The following is a 26,560-nucleotide window of genomic DNA, read 5'->3' on the forward strand; positions in this document are numbered from 1 at the left end:
GTGACTCCGGCTGTGACTACCAGCGCGGGGACCTGGCGGGGGCGTCTGTGACGGCCGTTCCCGGAGAGCATGAGGGATCACCTTTCGCATAACAGCGGGGTAACGGCAGAACCTAGCGGCCTTCGAACGATTGTCACAAGTTCAAGCAGGATCTGACTTTTGATCAGATCCCGCTCAAGTGTTTTGAGCTGTGAAGCGAACGGGAAGAGTACGAAGCCCTCGCATGATCAACCCCCCACGCCAGCGCAGGTCTTGGGGCGGAACGGCGAGTTCCAGGTCGGGCAGGCGCGTCAGCAGGGTCGCGAGCGCGGTCTGTCCTTCGAGCCGGGCCAGCGGCGCGCCCAGGCAGTAGTGGATGCCGTGGCCGTACCCGAGGTGCTGGTTGTCGGCCCGGGAGAGGTCGAGGGTGTCCGGGTCGGTGAACCGCTCGGGGTCCCGGTCGGCGGCCGCGAGGACGACCAGGACGGGATCGCCGGTCTCGACGCGCTCGCCGCCGAGGGTCAACGGCTCGGTGGCGAACCGCCACGTCGCAAGCTCCACGGGGCCGTCGTAGCGCAGGAGTTCCTCGACGCCGGTGGCCAGCAGCCCGCTCTCCCCGGCGGCCAGGGAGCTCTGCAGGCGCTCGCGCTGGACGGGGTTCATGAAGAGGGAGTGGACGCCGTTGCCGATGAGGTTCACGGTCGTCTCGAAACCGGCGAAGAGCAGGATGAAGGCCATCGCGGTGGCCTCACCCTCCGTCAGATGGTCGCCGTGGTCGCTCGCCCGGATCAGGTCGGAGATCAGATCGTCGCCCAGGTCATCCCTTTTGCGATGGATGAGCTCACCGAGATAGGTCCGCATCTGCTTCACCGACCGGGCGACTCCGCCCCGCGGACCGCCGCCGTGGCGGATCATCATCCCGGCCCAGTCGCGGAAGTCGTCCTGGTCCTCGCGCGGTACCCCGAGCATCTCGCAGATGGCGTAGATGGGGAGCGGGAACGCGAACTCGTGGATGAGGTCCGCCTCCCCCCTCCCCGCGAACCCGTCGATCAGATGATCGGTGAGCGCCTGCACCCGCGGGGTGAACTCGGCGACCCTGCGCGGCGTGAACGCCTTCGACACCAGGCGCCGCAGCCGCGTGTGGTCCGGCGGGTCGATGTTCAGCAGATGCGTCATCAGCTCCGCCTTGCGCTCCCCCGGGATCCCGGTCTTGCCCCTGGCGTGCGCAGGCTCCGCGTGGTGTGCCGGATTCTTGCTGAGCCGCTGGTCGGCGAGGGCCTGGCGGGCGTCCGCGTAGCGGGTGACGAGCCAGGCCTCGACCCCGCTGGGGAGCTTCGTGCGGTGCACCGGGGAGTGCTCGCGCAGCCATGCGTAAGCCGGGTAGGGGTCGGTCGCGAACTCCCACGTGAAGAGTTCGGGCGCCGCGCCGACGGAGGGAGTGGACGACTGATCGTGCATGTCCCCGACAGTAGCCGCCGCGCACGGGCGGACCCGCGCGGGCCGCGGCCCACCCGACCGGTCATCCCATATGACTGCTTCGTCGAGGCTGTCCGTAGATCGGACAACGCTTGACCTCGCCCCGTCCAGCACTCCTACTTTCGGTCGTGTGGATGTGAGGATCTTGAAAAGCAGTTTCGCGGTGGTGGAGAGACGGGCCGAGCACGCGGTCAAGTTCTTCTACTCCCACCTGTTCTGGCACAACCCCGGAGTCCGTGACCTCTTCCCGGTCTCCTCCGAGGACATGGAACGCCAGCGCGACCGGCTCTTCGCGGCGCTCACCCACGTCATCTCCCGTCTCGGCGACGACGACGAGACCCTCGGCCCCTACCTGCGCGACCTGGGCCGCGACCACCGCAAGTTCCTGGTCCGCCCCGAGCACTACGCGGTCGTCGGCTCCAGCCTGCTCGCCGCACTCGCCGCGACCTCCGGCGAAGCCTGGACCCCGCAGGTGGAGAAGGCCTGGACCGAGGCCTACCAGGTGATGGCCGACGCCATGCTCGCCGGGGCCGGCGCGAGCCAGGACCCGCCGTGGTGGGACGCGGAGGTCGTGCGCCACCTCCAGTACGGGCAGGACATCGGCGTGCTCACCCTGCGGCCGCACGCCCCCTTCCCCTATCTCCCCGGCCAGTACACGAGCGTGAGCAGCGACCGGGTCCCCCGGACCTGGCGCACCTACTCCATCGGCAACGCCCCCCGCCCCGACGGCACCGTCGACCTGCACGTCAGCCGGATCGACCACGGGCGGCTCAGCACCGCCCTGGTCCGCGAGACCCGGCCGGGCGAGGTCCTGCGACTCGGCGCCCCCGGCGGGCACCTGACCTTCCGCCGCTCCGACCGCCCGGTCAGCCTGATCGCCGCGGGCACCGGCTGGGCCCCGATCCGGGCCATGCTGGAGGAACTCGCGGACCGGCCCCCCGATCAGGACGTAAGGCTCTTCGTGGTGGCCCGGGACTGCGCGCACCTCTACGACCGGCCGCTCATCGACGCGTACGGCACCTCCTGCGGCTGGCTCGACGTCACCTACATCACGCCCGCCCCCGGCCGGCCCCGCAACGAGGCCACCGAGCGGCTCGCGACCGCCCTGAGCAACCGTGGCCTGTGGCCCGACCAGGACGTCTACCTCAGTGGGCCGGGGCAGTTCATCGACGAGACCGCCCGGCTCCTGGAGGAGCTCGGCGCCCTCCCCTCCCGCCTCTTCCACGACTCCGTGCCCGCCGGAGCCGCCGACCCCGCGCAGGGCGGCCGCCCGCTGGGCTTCGCCGAGTGGCTCCTGAACCGCCCGGCCCCGCACTGGCACAACCCCTCGGCCCGCGCCCCGAGGGAGTACTGAGGTAGGAACCGAGGAGGGGTACGGGGCCACGCCGTGCGGGGCCACGCCGTGCGGGGCCACGCCGTGCGGGGCCACTCCGTGGCAGGGCTACTCCGTGGCGGCTCCGACGCCCTCGGCCGCCCGGATCGCGTCGCGGTAGACGCGGGCCGCCGCGCGCAGCGCGGTCTCCGGGTCCACCCCCTCCGCCTCGGCGCGCGCCGCCAGTCGCAGCAGCTCGTAGCCGATGCCGTCGCCGCGGGGCAGCTCGACGGCCACCCCGCCCGTACGGACCCGGCCCGCGAGCTTGGCAGCGAGCGCCAGGCCCGGCTGGCCCACCGGGATCCCGTCGGTGACCGACTCGCGCCGCTTCTCGACCGCCTTGGTGCGCTGCCAGTGCGCGTGAACGTCCTCCGGGGTCTCGGCCTCCGCGTCGCCGAAGACGTGCGGGTGCCGGTGGATCAGCTTCTGCACGAGGGCTCCGGCCACGTCGTCGATGGAGAAGGCCCCGAGGCCCTCCCCGTCGCCGTCCCCGTCGTCCTCGTCCTCGCCCTCCCCGCCGGGGACCCCCTCCTCGGCGATCCGGGCGTGGAAGACCACCTGGAGCAGGACGTCGCCGAGTTCCTCGCGCAGCTCCTCCCGGTCGCCGTCCTCGATCGCCTCGACGAGCTCGTACGCCTCCTCGATCGCGTACTTGGCCAGGCCCCGGTGGGTCTGCCGGGAGGTCCACGGGCACTCGCGCCGGACCCGGTCCATCACCTGGACCAGGTCGAGCAGGCGCGCGCCCGGCAGGTCGTACGAGCCGGGCAGCAGTTCCAGGTCGGGCATGGAGACCCGGCCGGAGCCGGCCAGCCCGGCCAGCCCGTCGGTGAGCCGCCGGTCGCCCTCCCCGGCCGGGAGCACCACGACCGTACGGCCGCCGGCGCAGGCCTCGACCAGCTCGTGCGCGTCCGGGACCGTGTACTCGACCTCGACGCCCGCCTCCCGCAGGTACGGCAGCTGCGGGTGGCCGGGGTCGGCGCACAGCACCCGGTCCGCGGCGTGCAGGGTCTGCCACGCCGGCCAGGACAGCACCCCGGGGGCGACCCGGTGGCTGGTGGTCAGCAGGACGATACGGCCGGTGGGCTCGGGGGCGGCGGTGGGCTGGGAGTGGTCGGTCACCCTCCGAACCTACCCCCGCCGCGGGACGTCAGGCTCCGGCGGGTGCCTGCTCGGGGCGCGTCCGCTGGGTGATCCAGGAGGTCTCCACCGGGCCGAGTCCGACCTGCTGGGCATCCCAGGCCCCGTAGCGCGGGTTCACCTCGATGTGGAGTGCCTGTGAGGCCTTGGCGAGCGGCTCGATGATCTTGTCCTCGCCGTAGCGCTCGCTCAGCTTGCCGAGCAGCAGCTGGAAGCGCACCTCCTCGTCGATCTGCCCGGCGGCGAGCGGGACGCGGCCCTGGAGGGCCGCCTGCTCCAGAGCCGCCGCGCCCTTGCCGCCCTCCTGGGCCTTGCGGGCGTCCTCGACCTCCTTGGTCGTGACCGAGATGCCCGCGTCCTTCGCGGCCCGCTCCAGCACCCGGAGCTGGATCATCTTGCCGAGCTTGATCCGGTCCAGCTGCGGGGTGTTGGAGATGAGCGTCGCGGCGTGCTCGGAACGGTTCTGTGCGGCGCGGACGTCGCCCACCTGGGCCTGGAGCGCGGAGGTGGTGATCCGTTCACCGCCGACGACGGCCGCGGTGCCGGGCCGGGTCTCGCCCGAGCAGGCGGACAGCAGGGGCGCCGCCACGAGCAGGGCGGCGGAGACGGAGAGCGCAGTGCGACGGTGCAAAGGAGCCTCCAGGGCCGGGAGATTGTGCGTCAATGCACAAGGGCCGTGCGGTGATCGATGGTATGCAGTAAGGGTGGCCCGGGCCACCGGTTCGACCAACGATTCGCGGGGTGTCCGGGGTACGTGTCTGTTCGTGTCGCGGCCACTGCGCGGCCACTCCCGCGTCCCCCGGTGCTGCCAGGGTCGGCCCACCATGTCGACACCGCACCGCTCGCCGCGCCGCCGCAGTCTGTCCGGTTCGGCGCTCGCCGCCCTGCTCACGGCGGTGGCCGTGTGCGCCGGGGACGCCGCCGCCCGTGTCTTCCCGTACGGACCGCGCCACCGCAGCGTCAACGACCTCGGCAATCAGTTCGTACCCTTCCACGCGCACCTGTGGGACCTCCTGCACGGCCGTGCCCGGGGCGGACTGCTGTTCAACTGGCAGTCCGGGTACGGCACCAGCTTCCTGCCCGACCTCGGCACCTACCTGACCGGCCCGCTGTCCGTCCTCGTCGCCGTGTTCCCGCGCGCCGACATCGACCTGGCCGTGTACGTCGTCACGGTGCTGAAAACGGCGGCCGCGGCGGCGGCCATGGCCTGGCTGCTGCGCACCCTCCACCGGGGGCCCTGGTGGGCGGCCGGACTGCTCGGGGCCTCGTACGCGCTGTGCGGCTGGTCGGTGATCGAAGCCTCCTACAACCCGATGTGGCTGGACGGGCTGACCGCCTTCCCCCTTCTCTGCCTCACCGGTGAATGGGCCCTGCGCGGCCGGCGGGTGCTGCTCGCGCCGCTGGTCGTCGCCGTCTGCTGGACGGCGAACTTCTACACCGCCTACATGGCGACCCTGGGCGCCGCGCTGGTGCTGCTGGTACGGATGGTGCTGACCCGGGACGGCCTCCGGATGCGGATCGCGGTGACCGCGCGGGTGGCCGGGACCACCCTGCCGGGCATCGCGCTGGCGGCGCCCGTCCTGCTCCCGCTGTTCCTCAGCTCGGGCCGGGCCTACCCGGGGTGGGTCAAGGAGTTCCGGCCGGTGTCCTGGGCCGACCTCTTCGCCCGGCTGCTGCCGGGCACCTACTCCTTCTCCTCCCCCGCCGTCTTCGTGGGCACCGGCACGCTGCTGCTGGCCGCCGCGCTGCCCTTCCACCGGGCGGTGCCGCCGCGCGACCGGCTGTGGTGGACGGGGCTGACGGCGGCCGTGGCGCTCTCCCTCCAGTGGGCTCCGACCCATCTGGCCTGGCACCTGTTCGCCACCCCGAACGGCAGCCCGTACCGGCAGACCTTCGTCCTGGCCGGGATCGCCGTCATCGCCGCCTGGACCGCCCTGGAACACGGCCTGCCGCGGCCGCCGGCGCTGGCCGCGGGGGCGGGCCTGCTGGCGGCCGCCGCGCTGTGGGCGCGCGGGAGCACGCTGACGACGGCATGGGGGTACGTGCTGTTCGCGGGCGGCCTGGCGTCGGCGGCCGCGGCCTGGTGGGCGCTGCGCCACGGCCGCCTGGTCCTCCCGGCGGCCGGGCTGCTGGCCCTGGTCCTGCTCGTGCAGGCGGCGGCGACGACCGCCTTCGGCCACCGGGGCAAACTGGGCGGCCTCGACGACTACCCCTCCTGGGGGCGGAGCCACACCGCGCGCGCCGGGGCCCTGGCGGCCGCCGGGGGCTGGCCGGCGTACCGCACCGATCCGAGCCGGCCCGCGCTGTCCGGCAACGACCCGCTGCTGCTGGGCGGGGAGGGCGGCTCGTACTACAGCAGCCACACGCCCGAGGTGTTCACGCGGACGATGGTCGCGCTCGGCGCCGGCTGGACCTCGCGCGGCCGCAACGTCCAGAGCATCGACAACCCGGTGACGGACGCCGTCTTCGCGGTCGGCGCGCGCCTTCAGCCGGACGGCTCGGTGCTGCGGGCCGAGGTGCCCCCGCTGGTGACCACCCGCCCGCCCGGCCCGTCCGTCTCCTACGGCGAGTCGCCCTTCACCAATCAGGAACTGCTGCTGGGCGCCCGTGTGTACGAGGACCCGCTCGCGCCCGGGGTCTGCCGTGCGGGCACCGAGGCCTACCTGTGGGCGCCGGAGTACAACGCCACGGCCCGCCTCGCCGACGGCCGGGCCTTCCGCCTGAACGGCAGCGCCCCCCGCAACCGGGCGGCCCTCCAGCCGATGGGCGTCTCCCGCGGCGCCTCCTCGGCGCTGGTCTTCGACGCCGCCCCGCCCGCGCGCTGGACCCTGTCGTGCCTGGACCGCACCCGCCTCGACGCGGCCGTGGCCGCCCTGCGGGCCACGGCCGCGACCTCGGTCCGGGTCGGCTCCTCGGGCGTGCGGGCCGTGCTGCCCGCGGGCACCACGGGCACGGCGGTCCTCTCCGTCCCCGCGATCGCCGGCTGGACCTGCAACGGCCGCCCCGCCTCGGCCCACCTGGGGCTGGTCGCGGTCCCGCTGGCCGCCGGCACCACGCGGGTCGAGTGCTCCTTCCGCCCGCCGGGGCTGGTGCCCGGGCTGGCGGTCGCGGCCGTGGCCCTGACGGTCCTGGCGGTCACCGCCGTCAGGACCCGCGGCGCCCGCCGCCGGCAGCGGGTCGTCTCTCTCTGATCCTGTCGGCCGAGCCCGCGTCAGCGGACCTGGCTCAGCCACTGCAGGGTGCGGCGTATCTCCGACGGGAAGGGGTGGGTCGGGCCGTGCAGCCGCTCCGCGTCGAACAGCAGCCGGGCCAGGGTCTCGTGGGCCGCCGGGCGGTCGCCGAGGGAGAGCAGCAGGTGCGCGATCCGGCGGCGGATCTCCAGCGGCAGGGCCTGGTCCGGGTTGGCGTAGCGGTTCTCGAAGTACGGGAGCAGCGAGCGGTACTCCGCCAGGGCGGCGGCCGGCTCGCCGAGCTGCTCCAGGCACTGCGCCGCGTCGTAGCGGAACCGCAGGGACTGGGGATCGCCGGCCGGGAACTCCTCCGCCAGGCGGCGCAGTTCGGGCAGGGCGCGGCGGTACTGTCCGTCGTCCATCAGCGTGGCCGCGTACTGCTTGCGCAGGGAGCGGACCACCGGTGAGCGCTCGCCGTGCTCGGCGGCCGCCGCCGGGAGGATCCCGCCGAGGATGTCCACGGCCTGCGTGAGCCGGCCCTGGTCCAGGAGCGTGCGGGCCTGGTCCACGGCGCCCGGGATGTCGGGCTTCTGTGGCGCCGGCACCGGCGCGGGGGTCCGCGTGGGCGTCGGCGCGGACGTGGGCGGCACGGGGGTGCCCGTCGGCGTGGACGGCGGCGGGGTGGTCGGCCGGGGCGGGATCACCGCGGCCCGGTCCGGCCAGGGGGCCAGGGGGCGTACGAAGGGCCGGGTCGGGTCCAGCGGGCGGACCGGGCCGCGGCCGTCGCGGGCCGGCAGCAGCGGGGCGAGGGCCTCGTAGACCTCCTGCGCCGAGGACGGCCGGTCCTGCGGGTCCTTCGCGAGGAGGCGCATCAGGAGCGCCTCCAGCACCTGCGGGACCTCCGGGCGCTGCGGGCGGACCGGGACCGGCGCCTCGTACAGGTGGCGGTGGAGCACGCCCAGGGCGGTGGACCCCGCGAAGGGGACGTTGCCGCTGAGCAGTTCGTACAGGAGCACGCCGAGCGCGTACAGGTCGGTGTACGGGCCCACCGCGCCGCTCATCGCCTGCTCCGGCGCCATGTACGCGGGACTGCCGATCGGTGTGCCGGTGCTGGTGAGGCGGGTGGTGTCGGTGTCCATCACCGAGGCCACGCCGAGGTCGAGGACCAGGACGGTGCCGTCCGGGCGGACCATCACGTTGCGGGGCTTCAGATCGCGGTGGACGATCGGCACCGCGTGCACGGCCGACAGCACCGAGCACAGCTGCGCGACGACCGCGACCGCCCACTGCCACGGGTAGGGGCTGTGGGCGGCGAGGTGGTCGGCGAGGTCCGAGCCCTCGACGTAGCCCATGACGAGGAACAGCTCGTCGCCGTCGCTGCCCGCGTCGTGGACGGTGACCAGGCCGGGGTGGTCGACCTGGGCCGTGACCCGGCATTCGCGCACGAAGCGGCGGCGCAGCTCCTCGGCGACCGTGCCGGGGCCGGCGACCTTGTCGGGGCGCAGCAGCTTGACGGCGACCCGCCGGTCCAGACGGCGGTCGTACGCGGTCCACACCTGGCCCATGCCGCCCTGCCCGAGGACGCTCGCCAGTTGGTAGCGGTCTCCGATGAGGCGTTCGGTCACTGCTGCGGATCCCGGAAGGCGGTCTGGTTCGGGTCCTGGTGGTGCCCGCCGGGCGGCGGGGTCTGCTTGCGCAGCAGCTCGCTGAGCTCGTCGAGTTCGGCGCGGACCTGCCCGATGCGCGGGGGCGGGGTCGGCTGCGGCGGTACCTGCGGGGCGGCCGGCGTCTGGCCGGAGATCACGGTGGGGGCCTGGGCGGCGTGCGGGTAGCCGTAGGAAGGCGAGTTCTGCGGCGGGTGGTTGTACGGCATGGGCTGCCCCGGGTACCAGGGCGCGGGCGCCGAGGCCCTGACGGCCTCGTGGTGCTTGATGTCGGCGACGAGGAAGTACACGCAGATCGCGAAGCCCGTGAGGATCGAGCCACCGGCGCCGAGGTTGCCCTGCCAGCCGTCGACGTCGGGGGTCGGGTCCAGCTGGATCAACGTCATCCAGACGACGGCGAGCACACCGCTGGCCACCAGCAGGGTCCAGTCCCGGGACCTACGGGTGACCAGCGCGAGCCGCAGCATCGAGCCCCATGCCAGGAAGCCGCAGCTCAGAAGGGGCAGCAGCATGAACAGCACGCGCAGTGTCACCACGCCGCCCGAGGTGGACTGGGGGGCGTGCTGCGGCGGAAGGCCGGGGCCGTGCATCGCTGCTCCTGACGGGCCGTGCGGAAGAGGTTTCGGGTCTGAGGGTATACAGCGTTCCCGGCCATCAGTGAGGGGATGCGCGCAACCGTTGCAGGGTCGCAGCACGGCCCCCGCCGGCACGTCGGCCGCGGCCGGGAGCGCGGGCTCCCCGGCCGCGGCCGCCGGGCGCTACGAGCCGAGGATGGTGGTGAGGAACTCGCCGGTCCAGGCCAGCAGTTCGCGGCCGACCACCGGCTTGCCGCCGATCCTGCCCGCCTTGGGGCGCGGGACCAGGATCTGCGAGGTCGCCGGCTTGAGGACCGTGCCCGGGTAGAGGCGCCTCAGCCGCAGCTCCTGCGACTCGCGCAACTCCACCGGCCCGAAGCGGATGTTGTTGCCCTGGAGGGTGATGTCACCGACCCCGCAGGCCCGTGCCAGCATCCGCAGCCCGGCCACCAGCAGCAGGTTCTCCACCGGCTCCGGGAGCTTTCCGTAGCGGTCGGTGAGTTCCTCGCGGACGGCCTTGATGTCCGCCTCGGAGGTCGCCGACGCGATGGACCGGTACGCCTGCAGGCGCAGCCGCTCGCCCGGCGCGTAGTCGTGCGGGACGTGCGCGTCGACCGGCAGCTCGATCTTGACATCCAGCGGCCGCTCCTCCTCCACCCCGCCGTTCTCGACGGCGGCCCGGTAGTCGGCCACCGCCTCGCCGACCATGCGGATGTACAGGTCGAAGCCGACGCCCGCGATGTGACCGGACTGCTCGCCGCCGAGCAGGTTGCCCGCGCCTCGGATCTCCAGGTCCTTCATCGCCACGTACATGCCCGCGCCCATCTCGGTGTGCTGGGCGATCGTCGCGAGCCGCTCGTGCGCGGTCTCCGTCAGCGGCTTCTCCGGCGGGTAGAGGAAGTACGCGTACCCGCGCTCCCGGCCTCGGCCGACGCGGCCGCGCAACTGGTGCAGCTGCGACAGGCCGAAGTTGTCGCCGCGCTCCACGATCAGGGTGTTGGCGTTGGAGATGTCGATGCCCGACTCGACGATGGTCGTGGAGACCAGTACGTCGAACTTCTTCTCCCAGAAGTCGACGACGACCTGCTCCAGCGCCTGCTCCGACATCTGGCCGTGCGCCGTCGCGATCCGCGCCTCGGGCACGATCTCGCGCAGCTTGGCCGCCGCCCGGTCGATGGACTCGACCCGGTTGTGGATGTAGAAGCACTGGCCCTCGCGCAGCAGCTCACGGCGGATGGCCGCGCCGATCTGCTTCTCCTCGTACGGCCCGACGAAGGTGAGCACCGGGTGGCGCTCCTCCGGCGGCGTGGTGATCGTCGACATCTCGCGGATGCCGGTCACCGCCATCTCCAGGGTGCGCGGGATCGGCGTCGCGGACATGGTCAGCACGTCGACGTTGGCGCGGAGCTTCTTCAGCTGCTCCTTGTGCTCCACGCCGAAGCGCTGCTCCTCGTCGACGATGACCAGGCCCAGGTCCTTGAACCTGGTCTCCTGCGAGAACAGCCGGTGGGTGCCGATGACCACGTCCACCGAGCCCTCCCGCAGGCCCTCCAGCGTCGCCTTCGACTCCGTCTCGCTCTGGAAGCGGGACAGCGCCTTCACGTTGACCGGGAACTGGCTGTAACGCTCGGAGAAGGTCCCGAAGTGCTGCTGCACGAGCAGCGTGGTCGGGACGAGGACGGCCACCTGCTTGCCGTCCTGCACCGCCTTGAACGCGGCGCGCACGGCGATCTCGGTCTTGCCGTATCCGACGTCGCCGCAGATCAGCCGGTCCATCGGGACCGACTTCTCCATGTCCTCCTTGACCTCGGCGATGGTCGTCAGCTGGTCGGGCGTCTCCGCGTACGGGAAGGCGTCCTCCAGCTCCCGCTGCCAGGGCGTGTCGGGACCGAAGGTGTGGCCGGGGGCGGCCATGCGCGCGCTGTAGAGCTTGATCAGGTCGGCGGCGATCTCCTTGACCGCCTTCTTCGCGCGCGCCTTGGTCTTGGTCCAGTCGGCGCCGCCGAGCCGGTGCAGGGTCGGGGCCTCGCCGCCGACGTACTTGGTGACCTGCTCCAGCTGGTCGGTGGGGATGTAGAGCCGGTCGCCGGGCTGCCCCCGCTTGGCGGGGGCGTACTCCACCAGCAGGTACTCGCGGGTGGCGCCCTGCACGGTGCGCTGGACCATCTCGACGTAGCGGCCCACGCCGTGCTGCTCGTGGACGATGTAGTCGCCGGCCTCCAGGGTCAGCGGGTCGATCGTCTTGCGGCGGCGGGTCGGCATCCGGCCGAGGTCCTTGCTGGCGGTCCGCTGCCCGGTCAGGTCGGTCTCGGTGAGCACGGCCAGGCGCAGCACCGGGTCGACGAAGCCGTTGTCGATCGATCCGCAGGCGACGTGGACCAGGCTCGGCTCCAGGGCTCCCAAGTCCGGCTCCAGCCGGGCGGCGATGCCCTCGCCGGCGAGCACCTCGACGGTGCGGGCGGCCGGGCCGTGGCCCTCGGTGAGGTAGACGGTGTGCCAGCCGTCGGCGATCCAGCCCTTGGTGTCGGCCAGGGCGCGGGCGGTGTCGCCGCGGTAGGCCTCCGGGGCGTGCATGCCCAGCTTGAGGGTGTCGGCGGCCAGGCCGGTGTCGTCCGCGGCGAACGGGGAGATCGACCACCACATCATGTCCAGCTCGCGGGCCCGGTCGCGGACCTCCGCGATGCCGCGCAGCGAGGCCGCGCCGACGTCGATGGGGGCGTCGCCACCGCCCGCGGTGGCCGCCCAGGAGGCCATCAGGAACTCCTGGCTGGTCGCGACGAGGTCGGCGGCCCGGGTCCGTACCCGCTCGGGATCGCAGACGACGGCCATCGCCCCGGCCGGCAGCACGTCGATCAGCAGTTCCATGTCGTCGACCAGGACCGGAGCGAGGGACTCCATGCCCTCCACCGCGATCCCCTCGGCGATCTTGCCGAGCAGTTCGCCGAGCTCCGGGTGGGCCTCGGCGAGGGCCAGGGCCCGCTCCCGTACGGCGTCCGTCAGCAGCAGTTCCCGGCAGGGCGGCGCCCACAGGCCGTGCTCGGCGATCTCCAGGGACCGCTGGTCGGCGACCTTGAAGTAGCGGATCTCCTCGACCTCATCGCCCCAGAACTCCACGCGCAGCGGGTGCTCCTCGGTGGGCGGGAAGACGTCGAGGATGCCGCCGCGGACGGCGAACTCGCCGCGCTTCTCGACGAGCTCGACGCGTGCGTACGCGGCCGCCGCCAGCGCCTCGGTGATCTCGCCGAGATCGGCGGTCGCGCCCTGTCGCAGGCTCACCGGAACCAGCTCGCCCAGGCCCTTGACCTGGGGCTGGAGCACGGACCGGATGGGGGCGACGATCACGCTGACGGGTCCTGCGGCCGGGTCGTCCTTGCTGGGGTGCACCAGCCGGCGCAGTACGGCGAGCCGGCGGCCCATGGTGTCACTGCGCGGGCTGAGCCGCTCGTGCGGGAGGGTCTCCCAGGACGGGTAGTCGGCCACCTCGTCGGGCGGCAGCAGGGAGCGCAGCGCGGCGGCCAGGTCCTCGGCCTCGCGCCCGGTGGCGGTGACCGCCAGCACGGTCCGCTCGGTGCGCCGGGCCAGCGCGGCGATCGCGAAGGGGCGCGCGGCGGCCGGTCCGACGAGGTCCACGTGCATGCGGTTGCCGTCACCGGCCGCGGTGACCGCCTCGGTGAGGGCGGCGTCCCGGGTGACGGCGTCGAGCAGTCCGTGCAGGCTCATGAGGGGGCTTTCCGTCCGGTGAGGGTCTGGTCTTGAGGGCGTGAAGGGGCAACGCGAAGCACCCGACACGTCGTACGGGCCGGGGGTTCCCACCCTACGACGACGCCGGCACCGACGCGCGAGGGATTCGGTTCACGGCGCGGGGCGGGCCCCTCCTCCTGGAGACGTTGCTCCCGCTTTACGATGTGCACGTAACCACCGCCTGAGCTCGCCGCGTCCTTTTCCGCAGGAGTTCACGCCGAACGGCCGAGGAGCACGAGTCCGTGACGAGCGATGCCATGGCCCGCCCGGCACCGGCCCCCCAGGCCCCGCCCCGGGCGGCCGCAACCCGCTGGGCCGGACCTTGGCTGGTGGCGTGCGGGCTCTTCCTCGTCTACCTCGTGCTGTCCGTCGGCCGGTTCCGGCGCATGGACTGGGCCTCCTGGGACCTGGGGATCTTCGAGCAGGCGATCCGGGCGTACGCCCACCTCCGGGAGCCGGTCGCCGACCTGAAGGGGCCGGGCGCCAACATCCTCGGGGACCACTTCAGCCCGATCATCGCGCTCATCGCACCCGTCTACCGGGTCTTCCCCGGGCCGATCACGCTGCTGGTCGTCCAGGCGGCGCTGTTCGCGCTCTCCGCCGTGCCCGTCACCCGGGCGGCCGGACGGCTCCTGGGCCGGGCCCGCGGGATCGCCGTCGGCGTCGCGTACGGCCTGTCCTGGGGGATCCAGCGGGCGGTGGAGTTCGACTTCCACGAGATCGCCTTCGCCGTGCCGCTGCTGGCCTTCGCCCTGGAGGCGGTCCTGGCCCGGCGCTGGCGGGCCGCGCTGCTGTGGGGGCTGCCGCTGCTCCTCGTCAAGGAGGACCTCGGCTTCACGCTGGCCGCCCTGGCCGTCGTGGTGGCCTGGCGCGCCCGGGCCACCGACCGGCGCACCGTCTGGACGGCGCTCGGCATCGCCGCGGCCGCCTGCGTGTGCGCCGTACTGGTGTTCACCGTGTTCATACCGGCCTTCGCGACCGACGGCTACGGCTACTGGCACAAGATCGAGGGCGGCGGGCCCTTCGCCGGTGCCGGCACCAAGCTGGCCACGCTGGGCTGGGTGCTGATCCCCACCTCCGGCCTGCTCGCCCTGCGCTCGCCCCTGCTGCTGGTCGCCGCGCCCACCCTCGGTTGGCGGTTCCTGTCCGGGGACGACCATTACTGGTCCACCGACTGGCACTACAGCGCCGTACTGATGCCCGTCGTCGCCCTCGCCCTGGTCGACGCCATCGACACCGTCCGGCGCGGAGACCGGCCCCGGCTGCGCGCCTACGCCCTCCAGATGCCCACGGCGGTGCTCGCCGCCTCGCTCGCCCTGGCCATGACCACCATGCCGACGGCCAAGCTCACGGAGGCGTCCACCTACGAGAAGCCCGAACGCGTCGCCGCGATCGAACGGCTCCTCGACCGGATCCCCGACGGGGCCACCGTGGAGGCGGACACCACACCGCTGACGCGGCTGACCTCCCGCTGCCGCGTCCTGTGGATCGGCGGCAGCAAGGGCGTCGTCCCCGACTGGATCACCATCGACAACGGGAACAAGTGGGCCGGCGACGACCCGACCGGCTACGCCTCCCAGCTCCACCCGGGCGAGCGGTACACCCTGGTGGGCGAGGCCGGCGGGATCGTCCTGATGCGCCGCGACACCGCCGGCTGAGCGGGCCCGTACCGGCGGACGCGAAAAAGGGCGCAGGCCCGGGACAACGGTCCCGGGCCTGCGCCAACCCCGTACGAACGCGGCGCCCGCTACTCGCTCGCGATCGCGTTCAGGACGTTCATCCGCCCCGCCCGGAAGGCCGGGACCAGTGCGGCGAACAGGCCCACGAAGGCCGACGCGGCGAACACCCCGATGATCGTCGGCCACGGGATCTCCAGGACCTTCAGGCCCTCCAGCGCCAGCAGCTGCTGTGCGGTGGCCCCCCAGCCCATGCCCAGCCCGAGGCCGAGCAGGGCGCCGAAGAGGGCGATGACCACCGACTCCAGGCGGATCATGCGGCGCAGTTGGCGGCGGGAGAGGCCGATGGCGCGCATCAGGCCGATCTCGCGGGTCCGCTCGACCACCGACAGGGCCAAGGTGTTCACCACACCCAGCACCGCGACGATGATCGCGAGTCCGAGGAGCCCGTAGACCATGTTCAGCAGCTGGCCGACCTGGTCCTTCAGGGCCTGCTTGTAGTCGGCCTGGTTGCGCACCACGTACTGCGGGTACGCGCCCAGGGCCGCCTTGACCGACTTGTACGCGGCGGCGTCGGACTGCCCGTCCTTGGCGGTGGCCAGCATCATGAAGGGCAGCGGCATCCGGTCCGCCGGCACGTTCGCCCGCGCGGTCTCGGTGCTGATGTACTTCATGCCCTTGTCGAGGTTGCCCTCGTCGCTGGTGATCGCCGCGACCTTCAGCTTGACCGTCTTGCCGCCGGTGAAGGCGACCGTCATCTCGTCACCGAGCTTGATGCCGTGCGCGGTGGCGTACAGGGAGCCGACCGACATGGAGCCGTCGCCGTAGGCCGCGGCGTGCTCGCCGGCCGTCATCTTGCGCCGGATGTCCTTGGCGTACGTCGGGTCGGTCGCGCCGAGGTCGGTCTCCTCGGTGGTGCCGTCGGGCGCGGTGAGCTTGACCTCCAGCTGGCGGTAGGCGGTGACGTGGTCGAGGCCGGCGGTGGCGCGCAGCGCCTGCTCGGCCTGCGGCAGGACGGGCTGGCCGGCCTCGGAGGCGACGATGTAGTCCGCGCCGACCGACTTGTCGAGCTCGTCGGTCGCGGAGGCCACCATCGAGGACCCGACCACCGACAGGCAGGCGACCAGCGCGAGGCCGATCATCAGCGCGGCGGCGGTGGCGCCGGTGCGGCGCGGGTTGCGCAGGGCGTTGCGCTCGGCGAGCCGGCCCACGGACCCGAAGGGCCGCAGGACCACACCGGAGAGCACCCGCACCACGCCCGCGGCGAGCAGCGGGCCGATCACGATGAAGCCGATCAGGGTGAGGACGACGCCCAGACCCAGCCAGAGGGATCCGGCCACGGCCTTCTCGGCGGCTCCGGCGAGGTAGAGGGAGGCTCCGCCGAGGCCGGTGAGGACCAGACCGAGCGCGGCGCGGACACGGCCGGCCTTCTTGTCCCCCGGGGTTCCGGACTCGCGCAGCGCGGCCATCGGGGAGACCTTGCCCGCGCGGCGGGCCGGGACGAAGGCGGAGACGACGGTCACGATGACGCCGAGGACGATGCCGACGACGGGCGTGGTCCAGACGACCGTCAGGTCGTCGGTGGACAGGTGCATGCCCATCTGGCCCATGAGCGCCATCAGGCCGACGGCCAGGCCGACGCCCGCGCCGACACCCAGGACCGAGCCGACCACGCCGAGCAGGAAGGCCTCGACGACCACGGACTTCAGGACCTGTCCGCTGTCGGCGCCGATGGCACGCATCAGGCCGATCTCACGGGTGCGCTGCGCGACCAGCATGGAGAAGGTGTTGAAGATCAGGAAGATGCCGACGAGGAAGGCGATGCCGGCGAAGCCGAGCATCACGTACTTCATGACGTCGAGGAAGGCGCCGACGTCCTTGCGGTTGGCGTCCGCCGCTTCCTTGGCGGTCTGGAGCTTGTAGGCGTCCGCTCCGACGGCGCGTCCGATGTTCGCCTTGAGCTGCTCGTCGCTCACCCCGTCCTTGGCGGTGACGTTGACGTGCGTGAAGGCGTCCGGGGAGCCGAGCAGCGACTGCTGCGCGGTGGCCGTGTCGAAGTAGACGACGGCCGCTCCCGGGTTGGTCACGGTGAAGGCGGCGATGCCGGTGATCTTGGCGCGGATGTCGCCGGTGATGGCGATGGTGCGCAGCTCGTCACCGAGTCCCAGGCCGTGCTTCTTCGCGGTGTCGGCGTCCACCATCACCTCGGTGGGGCCGCGCGGTGCCTGCCCCGAGGTGATCTTCATGGACTTGAGCTCGTTGTCGCTCCAGTTGCCCGCGATGGTCGGGGCGCCGGTGGTCGAGCCCATGTTCTCGTTCTTGGCGTTGACCACCGTGACGGCCATCGAGACGACGCCGCCCTCGGCGCTCTTGACGCCCTCGGCCTTCTTGACCTGCTCGACGACCGAGCCGGCCAGTGTCTCGGGCTTGCCGCGATCGGGGGTCTCCTCCCCGCTCCCGGCGCTCTTGGGGCTGACGGTCACGTCGGAGTTGGTGACGGCGAACAGCTTGTCGAAGGTGGTGTTCATGGTGTCGGTGAACACCAGGGTGCCGCAGACGAACGCGACGGAGAGCAGGACCGCGACGGCCGAGAGCGCCATCCGCCCCTTGTGCGCGACGAAGTTGCGCCGCGAGGTCTTCAGGACCGTGTTGCTCATGAGGTCCGCCCGCGCGCGTCGAAGTCCTTCATCCGGTCCAGGACCTGTTCGGCGGTGGGCGCGTGCATCTCGTCGACGATCCGGCCGTCGGCCAGGAAGACGACGCGGTCGGCGTAGGACGCGGCCACTGGATCGTGGGTGACCATGACGATGGTCTGGCCGAGCTCGTCCACCGAACGGCGCAGGAAGCCGAGGACCTCGGCGCCGGCGCGCGAGTCCAGGTTTCCGGTCGGCTCGTCACCGAAGATGATCTCGGGGCGGGCGGCGAGGGCGCGGGCGACCGCCACGCGCTGCTGCTGGCCGCCGGACAGCTCGGTCGGACGGTGCTTGAGCCGGCCGGCCAGGCCCACGGTCTCCACCACCCGGTTCAGCCATTCCGCGTCGGGCTTGCGGCCCGCGATGTCCATGGGGAGCGTGATGTTCTCCAGGGCGTTGAGCGTGGGCAGCAGGTTGAAGGCCTGGAAGATGAAGCCGATCCGGTCGCGGCGCAGCCGCGTGAGCTTCTTGTCCTTCAGCCCGGTGATCTCGGTGTCGTCCAGGTGGATCTGCCCGCTGGTCACCGTGTCGAGGCCGGCGAGGCAGTGCATCAGGGTGGACTTGCCGGAGCCGGAGGGTCCCATGATCGCGGTGAACCGGCCGCGCATGATGTCCACGTCGACCTCGTCGAGGGCGACGACACGTGTCTCCCCGGAGCCGTAGGCCTTGACGACCTTTCGCGCCCGGGCCGCGACGGCAGCATGCCCTCCAGTACCCCCGTGCCTGGTTTCGGTCATTGCCGTTGTCACGGTCTGTCTCCTTCTTCGCAATGCGTGCGTGTGCGTGAACGTGCGTGCGTGCTCCGCCGTGACGAGTCTGCGGCGGCAGGGCCCTACGGCGCGCTGGTGCCCGTAGCCGTATCCACCCGGGGGTTAACCCCACCCGGCCCCCCGGTACGTAGGCTCCAGTTAAGGAGACGCCGGACGCCCGCACCTCCTCCGCCGGGAGGAAACACCCCTGGCCCGTAGTGCGGAGAGACCCTTAGGGGTTGTCCGCCCTTCGGACGACACGGCCTGAGGGATACCGCCCGCAGGACTGCGGTGAGATCGTGTCCCCCGCAACTACGTGCAAGGGGAAGGAATCTCGGTGCCGGCAGCGGACAGCACGGACGGAGGCCCGGCCGGCATACCCGCCGGGCGTGCGGGCGCCACCCCCGGTGCCGCCGTTTCGGCCACGGGCACGAACACCGGCAGCGCCGCCGGGGCCGCGGGCGGGCGTACGGGCGCAACCGTCGGCGGCGCAACCGCGGGCGGCGGAACCGCGGGCGGCGATACGGACGCGGACGGCCGTGGGGGCGCGGACCGGCCGGCCGAACGCCCCGCTGCCCCCGTCGTGGCCTCCCTGATGCTCGGCATGGCCCTCGTCGCCCTCGACAGCACCATCGTCGCCACCGCCGTCCCGCAGATCGTCGGCGACCTCGGCGGCTTCTCCGTCTTCTCCTGGCTCTTCTCCGGCTACCTGCTCGCCGTCACCGTCACCCTGCCGGTCTACGGCAAGCTGTCCGACACCCTCGGCCGCAAACCCGTCCTGCTCTTCGGCATCGGCCTGTTCCTCCTCGGCTCGCTGCTGTGCGCCTCCGCCTGGAACATGGCCGCCCTCATCGCCTTCCGCATCGTCCAGGGCCTGGGCGGCGGCGCCCTCCAGGGCACCGTCCAGACCCTGGCCGCCGACCTGTACCCGCTCAAGGAACGCCCGAAGATCCAGGCCCGCATGTCCAGCGTCTGGGCCACCTCGGCCGTGGCCGGCCCCGCCCTCGGCGGGCTGCTCGCCTCCTACGCCCACTGGCGGTGGATCTTCCTGATCAACCTGCCGCTGGCCGCCCTCGCCCTGTGGATGATCACCCGCCACCTGACCGAGCCCGTACGCTCCCCCGGCCGCCGCGGCCCCGTCGACTGGGCGGGCGCCCTCGGCGTCTTCTGCTGCGGCGGCCTCCTGCTCTTCGCTCTCGTCCAGGGCGGGGTCGCCTGGCCCTGGCTGTCCGCCCCCTCACTGGGCCTGCTGGGCGCCGGCGCCGTCCTGGCCGCCGTGGTGGTCCGGGTGGAACGGCGCGCGGAGGAACCGATCCTGCCCGGCTGGGTGTGGCGCCGGCGCACCATAGCCGCCGTCAACCTGGCCATGGGCGCGCTCGGCCTGCTGATGGTCGCCCCGATGGTCTTCATGCCGACGTACGCCCAGTCCGTCCTCGGCCTCGGCCCCGTCGGCGCCGGACTCGTCATGTCCGTGATGACCCTGAGCTGGCCGGTCACCGCCGCCCTCAGCCAGCACGTCTACCGGCGCATCGGCTTCTGCAACAGCGCGGTCGTCGGCATCGGCCTCGCCGCGGTGATCCTGTACTCCTTCACCCTGCTCCCGTACCCCGCCCGGCCCTGGCAGCCCGCCCTGATCATGCTGCTGCTCGGCGCCGCCCTCGGCCTCTTCCAGCTCCCGCTGATCGTCGGGGTCCAGTCCACCGTGGGCTGGGCCGAACGCGGCACCACCACCGCCTCGGTGCTCTTCTGCCGCCAGGTCGGCCAGAGCGTGGGCGCCGCCCTGCTCGCCGCCGTCGCCAACGCCACCATCGCCGCCCGCCTGGCGGACGCCCCCGTGGCCGGACTCCCGCGCCACCTCGACGACGTCGCCAAGGCCCTGGAACACCCGGACCTGCTCCCCCGGGCCGCCGCCGATCACCTGCGCGAAGCGGTGGCCGCCGCCGTGGAGCACATCTTCCTCGGCGCGACGGTGGCCGCCGTGGCCGCGCTGCTCGTCCTGCTCCTGGTGGCGCCCCGCAGGTTCCCGGTCCTCCCCGAACTGCGCGACGACTGAACCGCCCGCGCCCGGAGAGCCGCCTTGTCATGGCCAGGGCAGTGGGCGACCCTCGTACGCAGCACCGTCATCCGGGGGGACACCATGGCATCCGCACTGTGCGCACTGCTGTTACTGGCCGCGCTGGCCGGCCCGATCTGCCTGCGGCTGAGCCGCCATCCGGCCTTCATCACCGGCCGCGACGGCCGGCTCTCCACCTCCACGGCACTCGCCCTGGCCTGGACGGTGATCCTGGTCTGGCTCCTGGTCGCCACCCTGGGCTACGGCCTCACCGCGGGCGGCGGAGTGACCTACTTCCGCGGCGCCGACGGCCCGCTGTCCACGCTGACGACGGTGTACCTGCCGCTGCTCGGCGGCCCGTACGTGGCCCTGATCGCCGCCAAGACCGTCGTCGGCCTGCGCGTGGAACACGGCAGCCTCGCCAAACCCGCCGCCCCGCCGACCGCGTCGGGCCGCCGCCCGCTGCGGGAGCTCATCGCGAACGACAGCGGACGCACCGACCTCATCGACCTCCAGTACGTCACGCTCAGCGCGATCACGATGCTCTACGTCGTCCTCTTCTTCCTCGCCGACGTAGGCGCGGGCCTGCCCCGCCTGCCCGAGGAGATCTGGGCCCTGACGGGTGCCCCGGCGGGCGCCTACCTCGTCAACAAGATCGCCACCCGTGCGAACCCGGTGATCACCCGCGCCTCCGTCTCCGGCGACCACCTCACGGTCGAGGGCGGCGGCTTCGCCGACGCCCGCCTCACCGTCGACGGCACCGCCGTCCCCACCCGGGCCGACCTCCTGACGGGCGCCCTGACCGCCCCCCTCCCACCCCGGGCGAAGCCCCCGCTCACCCTGGTGGTCACCGCCCGCGGCCTACGCAGTGACCCGTACTGCTACGAGCCCCCCACCGTCCCGGCGCAACAGCACCCGGCCCAGTAGCCCATGCCCGCGATCACGCCGACATGGCGCACCCCGTGGCATACCTGGCCGGCGCCCGCGCACACCCGCGCACGGCACGCCGAGATCGACACGCCCCTGGGCGCCTACACGCTCTTCCGGGAGCCCGGCCGACGACTGACCGCCACCGCCAAGGCCGAGGCGGGGGAGCGGTGGCAGTTCCGGCTCGCCGAGGACACCGTCCTCGACATCGAGGACGCCGCACCGCCCTGGCGCGGAGTACGGGTCCGGATGCGCCACGGCATCCACGGCACGCTCGACGGCGTGCCGTTCACGGCCCGAGCCCTGGGCAGAGCACTGCCGGCACACCGCCGGGGCATCCATTTCGTCCTGGACGACGGACGGACCCTGGCGTTCACGGTGCACCGCTTCCACCGGCGCCTCGTCCGCGCAACAGCCGGCACGAACGAGGTGATCTCGCGGACCCGCGGCGGCGGGTGGGAGGCGGCCGGCCCGGACCGGGGCGAGACCGCCCTCCTGTGCTTCTTCACCGTCGCAGGCGTCAGCCCGGTCCGGCCCGGGCCGGCGACAACCGCCTCAGCCCTCCGCTGGAGCACGCCCCGTCAGCGCCGACAGACTCGCCTTCACATGGGCCATGTGCGCCCGCATCTCCTCCTGCGCCTCCATGTGCTCGCGCAGCACCCGCTCCGTCTCCCGGCCGATCCGCTCCTGCGCCACCCGCGCCTGCGCCACCAACTCCGCGGCCCGTGCCTCCGCGTCCTCCTGCCCGTGCCGCGCCGCCTCCTCCGCCTCCGCGAGCCCCCGCCGCGCCTCCGCCAGCGCGGCCTGCGCGTACCGCTCCGACTCCGCGTGCCGCGCGTCCGCCTCCGCCTCCCGCGCCGCCAGCTCCCGCCCTGCCGCCTCCCAGCGCTCCCCCTGCTCCCGCTCCCGCTCCACCCGCGCCGCTTCCGCCCGCCGCCGCACCTGCGCCAGTACCGCCGCCGCGTCCGCCCGCCACGCGGCCGCGTCCTGGCGGGCCCCCGCCCGCAGGTCGTCCGCCTCCCGCTCCGCCCGCAACAGCCCCTGCCGCGCCCGGACCTCGGTCTGCTCCCGCACCGCCTCCGCGTCGCCGCGAGCCAGTTCCGCCACCCGCTCGGCCCGCGCGCCGGCCGCGTCCAGCGTCGCGGCCACGTCCGCCCGCGCCTCCGCCCGTACGGACTCGGCCTCCTCCTCCGCCAGCAGCAGGATCCGCCGGGCCCGCTCGCCCAGCTCGTCGTACGTCTGCGGGGCGAGCCCGGCCACCACCTCGCGCAGCCGCGCCGCCTCTGCCTCCATCTGCTTGGCCAGGACCGTCAGCCGCGCCACCCGCTCCCAGGCCTCGTCACGGCTCCCCGAGAGCCGGGCGAGGTACCGGTCGACCTCTTCCATGCGGTAGCCGCGACCGCGCACGGTCGCAATGGGTGCACTCATCCTGGATGCGCCTCTCTCGCGGGGATTCCCTTCAAGGATGCGCCATTTGCTCCCTGAAGCCCGAATGGCCGGGCCGAGACCCCCTCCGAGGGTCCCGACCCGGCCACTCACGCTCACGCTCACGCCACGATCAGCCGCGGCATGCCACATGCCATGTCACGTCGTGTCAGACGGCCCTCACAACAGGCCGTCCCACATCTGCTCCAGCAGCACCGACCACCAGCTCTCCGGCGACGACAGCGCGGCGCTGTCCAGCCCCGCCAGATTCGCCTGGAAATCGACGGTCCAGCGGCCCGCCTGCTCCGGCGTCAGATGCTGACGCAGCCGCCACATGTGACCCAGCATCGCCACCGAGCGCACGAACTGCGGCAGGCTCGAATTCACGAACTGCGGCGGCACGGGGGCACCCCCCGGACCACCCTCCACCGGCACCGCCACGATGTGCGCGGTCCCGTACTGCACGCACAGCGCCTTGCCGAAGTCGCTGCCGATCACGAGGTACGAGCCCGCGTCCGTCGCCGGCTGCACCTGCCGCTGCGCCGCCAGCTCGGCCAGCGTCGGCACCGGTTGCCCGGGCACCGCCTGCGCCCAGAAGAACGGCCCGAAATCGACCGGCAGTCCCGCCCACATCAGCGTCTGCGCCACGATCTCCGGCACACCCTGACGGGACACCGCCCGCTGGTCGAAACGGAACACGCCCTGCGGACCGAACGCCGCCGCCAGCTCCTGTCCGATGGCCTCCAGCGGGATCGCCGGCTGCAGCGGAACCTGCGGCAGCGGAGCGCGCACCGGCGCCGGGCGCGCCGGACCGTCGGCGACCTGGTGCAGCTCGCCCTGATGGGTGAGCAGGTGCCGCATGCCCTGCTGGCGGCCCGCGTGGTCCTGCCCGTACGGAGCGACGCTCGTGATCCGCACCTGCGGCCACGTCTCCCGGATCATCCGGGCGCAGTAACCGCCGGGCAGCTCACAGGACTCCAGCTCGGTGTGCAGCTCCAGCACCTGCTGCGGCGGCACGTTCATCGCGCGCAGCTCGTACAGGATCTGCCACTCGGGGTGCGGGGTGCCGGGCGCCGAGCGGCGGATGAGCTGCTGCTCGGAGCCGTCGGGAGCGCGGTAGCGCAGCACGGCCTGGTAGCCGGGGCCGACCGTGGGCGCACCCGTCGGGGCCGGCGGCTGCGCCGCGGGGCCGCCCGGCGGCGGGCCGGGCGGGCCGGGCGGCTGGGGTACGCCGGGACCCGCGAGCATCGTCGCGGCATGGTCGAGCCCGCCACCGGGCGCACCGGGAGCACCGGGAGCCCCCGGCGGACCGGGAGGCTGGGGTACGCCGGGACCCGCGAGCATGGTCGCGGCGTGATGGGCCCCGCCACCGGGCGCACCGGGCTGGCCGGGAGGGCCGGGAGGGCCGGGAGGCTGCGGCGCACCGGCACCCGGAGCCCCGGGCGGACCGGGAGGCGCCGGCGGCTGACCCGTCACGGCCGGACCGGCCAGCATCGTCGCGGCATGGTCCAGCCCACGGCCCAGCGACCCGGGAGCTCCCGGCGGACCGGGCGGGCCGGGAGGCTGCGGCGCACCGGCACCCGGAGCCCCGGGCGGACCGGGAGGCGCCGGCGGCTGACCCGTGACAGCCGGACCTGCCAACATCGTCGCGGCATGGTCCAGCCCACGGCCCAACGACCCGGGAGCCCCCGGCGGACCGGGAGGCGCGGGCGGCTGCCCGGGAGCCCCGGGGGGACCCGGAGGCGCCGGCGGCTGACCCGTCACGGCCGGACCGGCCAACATCGTCGCGGCATGGTCCAGCCCGCCACCGGGCGCACCGGGAGGACCGGGCGGCGTCGACGGCTGTCCCGCACCCGGAGTCTCCGCGGCGCCCGGCCGCGAGACCCGGGCCCTGCTCGTCGGCGCGTCCGCGATGTCCTGCGAGGAGGACCCCAGCGCGGGCACGATCGCGGTCCTCGGCAGCTGGCTGCCGCCCGGCATCAACGTCGTCTTCGCCTCGGAGGCCACCGAGGAGGACGACGGCGCGTCCTCCAGGTCCGACCCGGACAGCGGCGGCGCGAACACGGTCGCCGGCAGCGGCACGGACGCGTCGTCGGTGCCGGAGTTCACATCGGTCCCCGCCCACGGCGTGGCTCCGGTCGGCACCGCGACCGCGGGAGTCGTCGGAACCCCGTCGTTGGCCGTCGGCTCGTACGGGATCTCACCGCCGCGCCGCAACGGCACCGCGTCCGCGGCGCCCGGAACAGCGGCGGGAGCCTCGGCCTGACCGGACTCCGCCGAAACCGAAACCGTCTGCGGCTCCGACGGGGACGCCGACGGCGACGCGGAGGCCGAGGCCGCCGAGACCGGCGCGGCCGGCGCGCGCGGGATCCCCGCACGGTCGGCCGCCTCCTGCAGCCACTCCGGCGGACTCAGCATGAACGACGTCTGCTCCGAGTCGATCCGCGGCGGCGGAACCGATGCCTCCGAAGGCGGCGTCGCGGCCGCGGCCCCGTACTCCTCCTCGTACCGGCGGATCACCTCACCCACCGGCAGCCCCGGCCACAACGTCACCTCGCCGCTGTCCCGGGCGATGACCAGCCGCTGCCGGCCTCCTCCCGACACCGGACCCGCCGGACGGTCCTCCGCCCACACCACGAACCCGAGCCCGAACTCCCGTACGCGCACCTCCCGGTGCTGGTACGCGGGCACGTCCCCGTTGATCCACTCCTCGGCGCGCTCCTGCGCCTGCGCAAACGTCACCACTGCGCCGTCACCCCTCATCCGAACCGGTGCGCGCCACCGGAACCGAACGTGCGAATCCGCCGTCCACCATCAGACCGGCCACCGTCTCCAGTTCCGGCGGGTTACCCGCCAACCGCTCCAGAAAGGCATCGAAATCACCGCCGCACGGCAGCAAAAGCCGCTCCACGCGCTCCTGCACCGACCATCCGTCCCGGTCGCGTGCGTCGTCGTACGGGGAGAACCACACCGATCCGATGCCTTCGCCCTTCACCTTCAGCGCGAGCAGTCCGCCCTGCGCGAAGGCCACGCACAGGTAGTCCTTCGTGAGGTGGTCGCGCAGGCACTTGTTGACGTACACCAGATCATTGATCGCGGCCTCCTCACGCACCGTGAAGAACGGCTGGTCGACCAGCACTCCCAGATCCACGTCCAGGCCCGCGCCCACCGGCGCGCAACCGCCCGCGGCCTTCAGGAACGAGCGGTACGCCTCGGGCAGCCGGTAGCCGAGGTCCTCCTCGACCCCCTGCACCTGCTCCTCACCGACCGACACCACCGACTTCGGCAGCCCCAAGTGCGCCGGGCGCACCTCCTGCAACGGCCGTGTCCCGCGCTTCTCGTGGTCGACCGGAGCCGTCGCCAGACCCGCGTGATGCCGCAGCAGCGCCTTCACCTCGACGGGTACCAGCTCCATGCGCCGCGAACCGGCCACGTGGTGCCAGGTCCAGCCGTGCGGGGTGGCCACCGGCCCGACCGTGTCCCACAGCTCGTGCCCCGCGGCCTTCATCGCCGCGTTCGCGGACACGTAGTCCGTCAGCCGCAACTCGTCCACGCCGAAGCCCTCGGGCGGTTCGGCGATCTCCACCGCCGCACGCGCGTAGGCGGAGAAGTCCGGATACCCGTCGCCGTCCATCCGCACTCCGTGGGGATGCCGAGCGGCCCGGACGGGGTCCGGGAAATGCACGACCTGCCCCGAGTAAGCGGCGTTGGGTGGCGCGGCCTGCTGCCCGAGCCGACCTGTCGTCATGGCGGTAGCCCCCTGCTGGATCTGGCTGGTTCACCACAGCCTATGCGCTGGGACAAGAGGCTCACCCGCCCACGACCCGCACACCAGCTCGAGGGCCAGGAACATCCGAATTGATACGAAAATTCGACCCCGCTTCCGTATGACAGATGACATTTGGCAGGCTGTCCCCGCAGCA

16 protein-coding genes are annotated in these 26,560 nt (G+C 73.1%); 5 read left to right on the plus strand and 11 right to left on the minus strand.

Going from position 1 to position 26,560, the window contains the following annotated elements; all coding sequences use genetic code 11:
* Positions 1-174: 174 nt before the first annotated feature.
* A complete protein-coding gene (locus AB0F82_RS10015; protein WP_356813471.1) occupies positions 175-1,437 on the minus strand; it encodes a cytochrome P450 family protein in 1,263 nt (420 codons plus the stop codon).
* Between the two features lie 181 nt (positions 1,438-1,618).
* On the opposite strand from AB0F82_RS10015, the gene AB0F82_RS10020 reads away from it, so the two are divergent.
* Entirely contained in the window at positions 1,619-2,809 is a 1,191-nt protein-coding gene (locus tag AB0F82_RS10020) for a globin domain-containing protein (RefSeq protein ID WP_362625429.1), read from the plus strand.
* Positions 2,810-2,896: 87 nt separating this feature from the next.
* Here AB0F82_RS10020 and AB0F82_RS10025 read toward each other — a convergent pair whose 3' ends face one another.
* Both AB0F82_RS10025 and AB0F82_RS10030 read right to left on the minus strand, forming a co-directional pair.
* Positions 2,897-3,946 carry a nucleoside triphosphate pyrophosphohydrolase gene (locus AB0F82_RS10025; RefSeq protein WP_362625431.1) on the minus strand — a complete coding sequence of 350 codons (1,050 nt, stop codon included), beginning with the start codon at positions 3,944-3,946 and terminating at the stop codon, positions 2,897-2,899.
* Positions 3,947-3,974: 28 nt separating this feature from the next.
* Positions 3,975-4,595: a SurA N-terminal domain-containing protein gene (locus AB0F82_RS10030; RefSeq protein ID WP_362625433.1), complete on the minus strand. Its 621-nt coding sequence runs from the start codon at positions 4,593-4,595 to the stop codon at positions 3,975-3,977.
* A gap of 193 nt (positions 4,596-4,788) precedes the next feature.
* On the opposite strand from AB0F82_RS10030, the gene AB0F82_RS10035 reads away from it, so the two are divergent.
* Positions 4,789-7,155: a YfhO family protein gene (locus AB0F82_RS10035; RefSeq protein ID WP_362625435.1), complete on the plus strand. Its 2,367-nt coding sequence runs from the start codon at positions 4,789-4,791 to the stop codon at positions 7,153-7,155.
* Between the two features lie 20 nt (positions 7,156-7,175).
* Here AB0F82_RS10035 and AB0F82_RS10040 read toward each other — a convergent pair whose 3' ends face one another.
* The 3 genes from AB0F82_RS10040 to mfd all read right to left on the minus strand — a co-directional run bounded on the left by AB0F82_RS10040 (position 7,176) and on the right by mfd (position 13,093).
* On the minus strand, positions 7,176-8,699 hold the full coding sequence (locus AB0F82_RS10040; protein ID WP_436842070.1) for a protein kinase domain-containing protein: 1,524 nt from the start codon (positions 8,697-8,699) through the stop codon (positions 7,176-7,178).
* A 56-nt stretch (positions 8,700-8,755) separates the two neighbouring features.
* On the minus strand, positions 8,756-9,388 hold the full coding sequence (locus AB0F82_RS10045; RefSeq protein WP_362625439.1) for a hypothetical protein: 633 nt from the start codon (positions 9,386-9,388) through the stop codon (positions 8,756-8,758).
* Positions 9,389-9,556: 168 nt separating this feature from the next.
* A complete protein-coding gene (mfd, locus tag AB0F82_RS10050; RefSeq protein WP_362625441.1) occupies positions 9,557-13,093 on the minus strand; it encodes a transcription-repair coupling factor in 3,537 nt (1,178 codons plus the stop codon).
* A gap of 278 nt (positions 13,094-13,371) precedes the next feature.
* On the opposite strand from mfd, the gene AB0F82_RS10055 reads away from it, so the two are divergent.
* Positions 13,372-14,772 carry a DUF2079 domain-containing protein gene (locus AB0F82_RS10055; protein WP_436842071.1) on the plus strand — a complete coding sequence of 467 codons (1,401 nt, stop codon included), beginning with the start codon at positions 13,372-13,374 and terminating at the stop codon, positions 14,770-14,772.
* 89 nt (positions 14,773-14,861) lie between these two features.
* On the opposite strand, the gene AB0F82_RS10060 is transcribed toward AB0F82_RS10055, so the two are convergent.
* Together AB0F82_RS10060 and AB0F82_RS10065 are read right to left on the minus strand one after the other, a co-directional pair.
* Positions 14,862-17,447, minus strand: a complete 2,586-nt coding sequence (locus AB0F82_RS10060) for an ABC transporter permease (RefSeq protein WP_362625445.1) — start codon at positions 17,445-17,447, stop codon at positions 14,862-14,864.
* On the minus strand, positions 17,444-18,220 hold the full coding sequence (locus tag AB0F82_RS10065) for an ABC transporter ATP-binding protein (RefSeq protein WP_436842072.1): 777 nt from the start codon (positions 18,218-18,220) through the stop codon (positions 17,444-17,446). Before AB0F82_RS10065 ends, AB0F82_RS10060 begins: the two co-directional genes overlap by 4 nt.
* Positions 18,221-18,569: 349 nt before the next feature.
* Here AB0F82_RS10065 and AB0F82_RS10070 point away from each other — a divergent pair, with 349 nt between their 5' ends.
* On the plus strand, positions 18,570-20,285 hold the full coding sequence (locus AB0F82_RS10070) for an MFS transporter (RefSeq protein WP_362625449.1): 1,716 nt from the start codon (positions 18,570-18,572) through the stop codon (positions 20,283-20,285).
* Between the two features lie 84 nt (positions 20,286-20,369).
* Positions 20,370-21,212, plus strand: coding sequence for a hypothetical protein (locus tag AB0F82_RS10075; protein WP_362625451.1), 843 nt, complete (start codon positions 20,370-20,372; stop codon positions 21,210-21,212).
* 555 nt (positions 21,213-21,767) lie between these two features.
* Here AB0F82_RS10075 and AB0F82_RS10080 read toward each other — a convergent pair.
* The 3 genes from AB0F82_RS10080 to AB0F82_RS10090 all read right to left on the minus strand — a co-directional run bounded on the left by AB0F82_RS10080 (position 21,768) and on the right by AB0F82_RS10090 (position 26,385).
* On the minus strand, positions 21,768-22,640 hold the full coding sequence (locus AB0F82_RS10080; protein ID WP_356813491.1) for a cellulose-binding protein: 873 nt from the start codon (positions 22,638-22,640) through the stop codon (positions 21,768-21,770).
* 177 nt (positions 22,641-22,817) lie between these two features.
* Positions 22,818-25,382, minus strand: coding sequence for an SUKH-4 family immunity protein (locus AB0F82_RS10085; protein WP_436842060.1), 2,565 nt, complete (start codon positions 25,380-25,382; stop codon positions 22,818-22,820).
* A 7-nt stretch (positions 25,383-25,389) separates the two neighbouring features.
* A complete protein-coding gene (locus AB0F82_RS10090) occupies positions 25,390-26,385 on the minus strand; it encodes an SMI1/KNR4 family protein (RefSeq protein WP_356813493.1) in 996 nt (331 codons plus the stop codon).
* Positions 26,386-26,560: the final 175 nt, after the last annotated feature.

This window comes from Streptomyces virginiae, from assembly GCF_040638905.1.
Taxonomy (GTDB): domain Bacteria; phylum Actinomycetota; class Actinomycetes; order Streptomycetales; family Streptomycetaceae; genus Streptomyces; species Streptomyces virginiae_B.

What these genes read in the sequence shown, in the direction of transcription:
- AB0F82_RS10040 (WP_436842070.1), bottom strand. Translation starts at nt 8,699, where the DNA reads ATGGGCCAGGTGTGGACCGCGTACGACCGCCGTCTGGACCGGCGGGTC.
- mfd (WP_362625441.1), bottom strand. Translation starts at nt 13,093, where the DNA reads ATGAGCCTGCACGGACTGCTCGACGCCGTCACCCGGGACGCCGCCCTC.
- AB0F82_RS10060 (WP_362625445.1), bottom strand. Translation starts at nt 17,447, where the DNA reads ATGAGCAACACGGTCCTGAAGACCTCGCGGCGCAACTTCGTCGCGCAC.
- AB0F82_RS10075 (WP_362625451.1), top strand. Translation starts at nt 20,370, where the DNA reads ATGGCATCCGCACTGTGCGCACTGCTGTTACTGGCCGCGCTGGCCGGC.
- AB0F82_RS10035 (WP_362625435.1), top strand. Translation starts at nt 4,789, where the DNA reads ATGTCGACACCGCACCGCTCGCCGCGCCGCCGCAGTCTGTCCGGTTCG.
- AB0F82_RS10015 (WP_356813471.1), bottom strand. Translation starts at nt 1,437, where the DNA reads ATGCACGATCAGTCGTCCACTCCCTCCGTCGGCGCGGCGCCCGAACTC.
- AB0F82_RS10090 (WP_356813493.1), bottom strand. Translation starts at nt 26,385, where the DNA reads ATGACGACAGGTCGGCTCGGGCAGCAGGCCGCGCCACCCAACGCCGCT.
- AB0F82_RS10055 (WP_436842071.1), top strand. Translation starts at nt 13,372, where the DNA reads ATGGCCCGCCCGGCACCGGCCCCCCAGGCCCCGCCCCGGGCGGCCGCA.
- AB0F82_RS10065 (WP_436842072.1), bottom strand. Translation starts at nt 18,220, where the DNA reads ATGACCGAAACCAGGCACGGGGGTACTGGAGGGCATGCTGCCGTCGCG.
- AB0F82_RS10080 (WP_356813491.1), bottom strand. Translation starts at nt 22,640, where the DNA reads ATGAGTGCACCCATTGCGACCGTGCGCGGTCGCGGCTACCGCATGGAA.
- AB0F82_RS10045 (WP_362625439.1), bottom strand. Translation starts at nt 9,388, where the DNA reads ATGCACGGCCCCGGCCTTCCGCCGCAGCACGCCCCCCAGTCCACCTCG.